We start from the raw sequence: 6,456 nt of genomic DNA, 5'->3' as shown, positions 1-6,456 counted from the left end.
AACGGCGTCCTTGAGCCGAGCGACATCGGGGGTCGAGCAGGTCCGCGAGACCTCATCGAGCCCGCGGGCCTGCGCGGGGGCCAGCGGCACCCCGGCATCGCGGCAGGACTGCTCGACCCACGCGGCCGTCTTCGGGTTGTCCGACGCGGCGATGACTCCACGCTCCCGGGCCTCCATCACCACGGCCGCCTGAAGAGACTTCGCCGCATTGACGATCTTCGCGGCGCCGGCGGCCAGCCCGGCCAGGTCGTCGCTGCCCAGCCGGGTCAGGTCGCCGGCGTGCCGCAGCAGTGTCGCGGACCGGGCGTCGAGCCAGGTCACGAGGTCTGCTGCGGTGGGTTCCATACGGAAACACTATCGAACAGGATTTGTAACAGCAACGCTATTAATGGCTGAATTCCGCTGCAGCACAAGAGGACTCGGAGTCGCCAATTGGACCGTGAATTGCGTTGGGGCGCAGGCAATCTCGAGGCGTCACTCGGCTCTTGTCGAAGTGATCTGCATCACATTGCGTAGGGTTTCGGGTGCACCCCAAGGCGGCCGTCCGAGCCTGACGCAGCCCGACCGACGGACCCGACAACCTGACCGACGGCCCCAACGATCTGGCCGGCGATGCAAGGAGTTGCGAGACACCCCCTAGATGGCCCCTGGCCTTCGATCACGGGGATCACATCAATGGCCTCGTCGCTGACGTCGATGTCGATCGTGGCGAAGGCATCCCGCACTAGCGCCTCGATCTGGTCCAGTCGTTTGGCCTGGGTGTAGATGGGCTGGCCGTCGTGCTGGGCCTCGATGGCCCACCATGTGCCAGATCGGGTGGCTGTCACTCGCACGGTCAGGCCTCCTTATCGAAGTACTTGATGCTGCACGAGCCGAGGGGTGGGCGCCTACTCCTGCGGGCATGCGAGGCGGGCGCGGCAGGTGGAGTCGGTGGCGAAGGGGACGAGGCGGACCTGGGCTTCGGGGTGGCCGGCCGCCGTCAGAGAACCCTCGATGAGGCCGTGGTGGATGCCGCAGACGACCTGCGGGTTCTCGCGCGCGAGCGAGCCGAACGGGCAGCCGGCGAAGGTGACCTCGACGGCCTCGTCGTCCGAGCGCGCCATGGTCACGTCGTAACCCCACTTCGTGAGCAGCTCCGCGACCGTGGAGGTCGCCTGGGCCCAGGAAGAGTCGTCGGCCTCCGCTTGCTCGGTGGCCCAGGCCCGGCCCGCCTGAGCCGGGGTCAACTCGTCAGTGCCCGCGGCACGCACGAGCACCTGCGCCAACAATTCGTGCGGGTCCTGCTCCGGTGAGCCGACCCCGAAGGCCGTCCCGCGCGACGGCGGCGGCACCGAGGTGAGGGCCGTCGGTGTGGCCAGCGTGTACTTGCGGGTGGGGCGGCCGGCGCCCCGGTGGCGCACGTCCCGCTGGCTCACCAGCCCCGCGACCCGCAGGCGGTTGGTGTGAAACCGGATCGTCGTGGGGTGCAGCCCCAGCCGCGCACCCAGCTCGGCCGCCGTCAGCCCCTCCGCGCCGCCCGGATCGCCGAGGCCCGCCAGCACCTGCAGGATCAGGTCGCGCGGGCCGCTGCCGGGCCCCGCGTCCAGGTTTCGTGACGTCATCGACCCGCCCTCCCGCTCCGCGCCGCCGAGCGCTATCCTCTAAATACTTTAAATCAAGGTGTCCCCGACGGGTCCACTCCTGCTCCCACCGCTTACACCAGCCCGAACGCCGCAGACCCCCGCCTGAAGACTAGGAGTCCACACATGAGCCTCGCCGACCACACCGACCTGGGCCTGGAGCAGAAGAGCAGCGACTGCGGCTGCGGCTGCACCGACTCCGGTGTCCCCCAACTCGATGCCCGCGCGATCCCGCACGCAATCCGCCACGGCGCCATCCATGGCGCCATCGGCTCCCTGCGCCCCGGCGCCGCGCTCGACCTCATCGCCCCGCACGACCCGCTGCCGCTGCTGGCCCAGGTCGAGCAGCGCGAGGGTGCCGCGGTGACCTTCGACTACGTGCAGCGGGGGCCCGACGCCTGGGTGCTGCGCTTCACCCGCCGCGCCTGAGATCGCGCCGTAGATCGCGCGGGACGGTCGACTCGGGGGAGGTCATGGCTACGCAGGTCGGAGGGGACCGTCGGCCGTCGACGCAGCGATCCTCCTCGCCCGCGGCCCGGAGAGGGTGGGGCCGGTGGCTGCTGCTACCCGGCGGTTTCGCGCTGCTCACGGGCCTCGATGCGGGACTGACCCTCGCCGGCCTGCCCGCACCGGTCCCCTCCGACCGGGTCGCCGACCTGCACGGGCCCCTCATGGTCATCGGCTTTCTCGGCACGGTCATCGCGCTGGAGCGCGCCACCGCGCTGCGCCTGGCCTGGGGCTTTCTGGCCCCCGCCCTGCTCGGAGCCGGGGCCCTGACCCTGGCGTTGCTGCCCGACCCGACCCTCGGCCGGCTCCTGGCGATTCAGGGCGCCGGGACCGCCGTCGTGGTGCAGACCGTGCTGTGGCGCCGCAACGCCGACCCGGCAGTCGCCGTCGGTGCCCTCGCGGTCGTGCACCTGCTCGCCGCCGCGCTGTTGCTGCTGCGGCTGCCGGTGGCCGCGGTGCTGCCGCTGCTGGTCGCGTTCATCGTCACGATGATCGCCGCCGAACGGGTCGAACTCGCCCGTCTGGCCATGCCGCGCGGTGCCGATGGCCGGCTCGTCGCCCTCACCGGCGCCCTCGCTCTGGTCGCCGGCGCCGCGATCCTGTGGCCCGATGCGGGCGGGCGCGCCCTCGGGGTGGTTCTGGCCGGCCTCACCGCGTGGCTGATCCGCCACGACGTCGCCCGCCGCACCATTCGTGCCACCGGGCTCCCGCGGTTCGCGGCCGCCGCGATGCTCGCCGGCTACGCCTGGCTGCTGGTGGCGGCCGCCGTGCTCGTCGTCGGCGGGCAACCCCTGGGCGGCGCGTACGACGTGGTCGTGCACGCCACCTTCCTCGGCTTCGCGATGTCGATGGTCATGGCGCACGCCCCCGTCATCCTGCCCGCGGTGCTGCACGTCCGCCTGCCCTACCGGCCCTGGCTCTACCTGCCGCTGGTGTTGCTGCACCTGACCCTCGCGCTCCGGGTTGTCGGGCACCTGGTTGTCGCGCACCTGCCGGACGCCCACACGGCCTGGCTCGTCGGTGCCGCCGGCAACGTCGCCGCCCTGCTGGTGTTCATCGCCGCCGCCGTGCTGGCCGTCGCCCTCGGCGCCCGGGCGCCCCGGCGCCGGCGGCAGGCCCAGCCGGGCGGCCGGGCAGGGCCCCCGGCCGCCCAGGCTGCTCAGCCCCACGCCGACGGTTGCGCTCCCAGCCGACGGGCGCGGTCGCAACCGCGACCCACGGCAGGGAGCGCGACGGTCGGCGAAGAGACGGCCCAGGACGAGACGGCCCAGGGCGAGACAGCGCCGGGCGACCCAACTCCCACCCCCCGCGAAAGGCAGCCATGAGCAAGCCCGCCCCCACCGACTCCGGCCCTGGCTCGGCGCCCGACGCGACGGCTGCCGCGGCGCGCCCGGCCAAGCCGCCGGTGGGCGCCCGCGGGATGTGGCCGATGCGTGACCTGCCCTCCCTCGGCTGGCTCGTCCTGGCCGTCACGGTCGCGCTCGTTCACCCGTTCGTGCCCGAATCCCGTTGGCTCATGGTGCATCTCGTGGTGCTCGGCGCCCTGACGCACGCCGTCATGGTGTGGTCGGCCCACTTCGCCCAGGCCCTGCTGAAGACTCGGCCCGAGCTCGACGCCCGCGCCACCCAGAACCGGCGGCTGCTCACCCTCCTGGCCGGCACGACCCTCGTCATGGTCGGCGTGCCGACCGCCCAATGGTGGCTCACCCTCGCCGGCGCCACCCTCGTCACCGGCGCTGTCCTGTGGCACGCCGTGCAGCTGTGGCGGCGGGTGCGGGCCTCCCTGGCGCCGCGCTTCGGCATCACGATCCGCTACTACGTCGCCGCCGCCGTGTGCCTGCCGATCGGAGCCGGCTTCGGCGCCACCCTCGCCCGCGGCCTCGGTGACGACTGGAACGGGCGCCTCCTGCTCGCGCACCTGACCGTCAACCTGCTCGGCTGGATCGGCCTCACCGTCACCGGAACCCTCCTCACCCTGTGGCCGACCATGCTGCGCACGCCCATCGACCCCGCCGCGGAGCGCCGCGCCCGACAGGCCCTGCCCGTGCTGCTGGCCGCCCTCGCCGGCGTCGTCGCCGCAGCCCTCCTGGACTCCCGCGTCGGCGCCGCCATCGCCTTCGTCGGCTATCTCGCCGGGCTGGCCTGGTGGGGGCGGGCGCTGCTGGGACCGGCCCGGCGCGCCCGCATCCGCGAATTCGCCCCCGCCAGCGTCGCTGCGGCCCTGATCTGGTGGGTGCTCGCGCTGCTGGCCGTCATCGTCCGGCTGCTGACCGTCGACTCCTGGGTGGAGTTCGCCGACGGCCTCGGCCCCACCGCCGCGGTGCTCGTCGCCGGGTTCGCCGCCCAATTACTGCTGGGGGCCCTGAGTTACCTGCTGCCGTCGGTCATCGGCGGCGGCAAGCGGGTCGTCCGCGCCGCTCAGGCCTGGTTCGACCGGTGGGGCACCCTGCGCCTCCTCGTCGTCAATGCGGGCCTTGCCGTGTGCCTGCTGCCCGTGCCCGGCCTCGTGCGCGTCACCGTCTCGGTGCTGGTGCTCGTGGCGCTGGCCGCGTTCATCCCGCTGATGATCGGCGGCGTCCGGGCCGGTGCGGCGGCCAAGGCCGGAGCGGGTTCGGCGGGCGCCTTGGCAGTGAGGGCCGGCGCAGTGAGGGCCGGCGCAGTGGGGGCCCGCGCAGTGGGGGCCCGCGCAGTGGGCGAGCGGAGTAGCTCGGCCGGGTCCGCGAGTGCTGCCGGGTCTGGGAGTGCGGCCGGGTCGCGTGGTGGTGTCGGGTCCGCGAGCGGCGTTGGGCGGGCGGCGGGGCCGGGTGAGCCCGACCGGATGCCGAGTGTCTGGTCCAGCGGTCAGGCGGTCGTCGCCGTCAGCGTCCTGGTGTTGGCCCTCGTCGGCGGGGTGGCCGCCGACCCCGCGGCCGCCGGCCTCGACACGAACGCCGAGGCGCGCGCGGCCGCCGCCGCGGTCACCCCCACCGGCAACACGACAACCGTGCAGGTCGTGGCGCAGGGGATGCGGTTCGAGCCGGCCAGCGTCACCGTGCCCGCCGGCGACCGGCTCGTCGTCGAGCTGCGCAACGACGACCCCACCGACGTGCACGACCTGCAGCTGCTCGGCCAGCGCACGCCCCGGCTGCGGCACGAGCAGACCGCGACGCTCGACCTCGGGGTCGTCGGCGCCTCCGCCCAGGGCTGGTGCACGATCGTCGGGCACCGACAGATGGGCATGGTCTTCGACGTCGTCGTCACCGGTGCCGACGGCGGCGGCACCGCCGCCGGCGCTGGCGCGGACGGAAGCGCGGCGGGTGCGGGCGCGGCGGGCGCGGGACACTCCGGCCACGGCGCGGGGCACGCCACCGACCAAGCCGCGACTCAGACTCCGGTGCGCGCAGACCCCGACGCCCAGCTCCAGCATCTGGTCGACCCGCGGCTACCGACGCTGCCCCCGCAGAGCGGCCCCCGCACCCACACGCTCACCCTCACGGTCACCGAAGCCGACCTGGAGGTCGCCCCCGGCGTCCGGCAGCGGCGCTGGACCTACAACGGCGGACCCGTCGGCCCGACCCTGCACGGCCGGGTCGGTGACGTCTTCGACATCACGCTCGTCAACGACGGGTCGATCGGGCACTCCATCGACTTCCACGCCGGCGCCCTCGCTCCCGACCGGCCGATGCGGACCATCGCGCCGGGCGAGTCCCTGCAGTACCGGTTCACGGCAACCCGCGCCGGCATCTGGATGTACCACTGCTCGACGATGCCGATGTCCGCGCACATCGCGGCGGGCATGCACGGCGCCGTCGTCATCGAGCCCGACGGCCTGCCCGCCGTCGACCGGCAGTACGCGCTGACCCAGTCCGAGGTGTTCGTCACCCCCGGCACCGGCGGCGCCGGGCAGCCCGCGGCGGAGGTCGACGCCGACCTCGTGACCGCCGAGCGCCCCACGTTCGTCACGTTCAACGGCATCGCCAACCAGTACGCGCAGGTGCCGTTGACCGCTCGGGTCGGCGAGCGGGTACGCATCTGGGTGCTCGACGCGGGACCCAACCGCTCCAGCTCGTTCCACATCGTCGGCGGCCAGTTCGACACCGTTTACCACGAAGGCGCCTACCTGCTGGGACCGCGCGCGCAAGGGGCGGGCGCCCAGGCCTTCGGGCTGACCGCCGCGCAGGGCGGCTTCGTCGAGCTGACGTTCCCCGAGCCGGGCACCTATCCGCTGGTCAGCCACGTCATGGTCGACGCCGAACGCGGCGCCAAGGGCTTCGTCAAGGTCACCGAGTAGGCCGGCTGGCCGGCGGTCCGGCCCCCCGCCCGCGTGCCCGCCCGGCCCCACGCCCGCGTG

General features: G+C 73.7%; 6 protein-coding genes. 3 read left to right on the top strand and 3 right to left on the bottom strand.

The window, feature by feature from the left end:
• From KILIM_RS21350 to KILIM_RS21340, 3 genes are all read right to left on the bottom strand, one after another.
• A partial coding sequence (locus KILIM_RS21350) for a hypothetical protein (RefSeq protein ID WP_006594844.1) occupies nt 1-345 on the bottom strand: 345 nt, incomplete at its 3' end.
• A gap of 158 nt (nt 346-503) precedes the next feature.
• Nucleotides 504-833, bottom strand: a complete 330-nt coding sequence (locus KILIM_RS21345; RefSeq protein WP_006594843.1) for a hypothetical protein — start codon at nt 831-833, stop codon at nt 504-506.
• 54 nt (nt 834-887) lie between these two features.
• Nucleotides 888-1,601, bottom strand: a complete 714-nt coding sequence (locus tag KILIM_RS21340; protein WP_006594842.1) for a helix-turn-helix transcriptional regulator — start codon at nt 1,599-1,601, stop codon at nt 888-890.
• Nucleotides 1,602-1,745: 144 nt separating this feature from the next.
• On the opposite strand from KILIM_RS21340, the gene KILIM_RS21335 reads away from it, so the two are divergent.
• Genes KILIM_RS21335 through KILIM_RS21325 form a run of 3 tightly spaced genes read left to right on the top strand, consistent with a single transcriptional unit; the run spans nt 1,746 to nt 6,396 of the window.
• A complete protein-coding gene (locus KILIM_RS21335; RefSeq protein ID WP_006594841.1) occupies nt 1,746-2,048 on the top strand; it encodes a DUF2249 domain-containing protein in 303 nt (100 codons plus the stop codon).
• Between the two features lie 44 nt (nt 2,049-2,092).
• Nucleotides 2,093-3,451 (top strand): DUF8744 domain-containing protein, encoded by a 1,359-nt coding sequence (locus KILIM_RS21330; RefSeq protein ID WP_006594840.1) that lies wholly within the window; start codon nt 2,093-2,095, stop codon nt 3,449-3,451.
• Nucleotides 3,448-6,396 (top strand): multicopper oxidase domain-containing protein, encoded by a 2,949-nt coding sequence (locus KILIM_RS21325; protein ID WP_006594839.1) that lies wholly within the window; start codon nt 3,448-3,450, stop codon nt 6,394-6,396. The genes KILIM_RS21330 and KILIM_RS21325 overlap by 4 nt, the downstream gene beginning before the upstream one ends.
• The last annotated feature ends 60 nt before the right edge of the window (nt 6,397-6,456 follow it).

The sequence above is a fragment of the Kineosphaera limosa NBRC 100340 genome, assembly GCF_000298215.1.
In the GTDB taxonomy this organism is placed as follows: Bacteria; Actinomycetota; Actinomycetes; order Actinomycetales; family Dermatophilaceae; genus Kineosphaera; species Kineosphaera limosa.
This window is presented reverse-complemented; position numbering and strand designations above follow the sequence as displayed.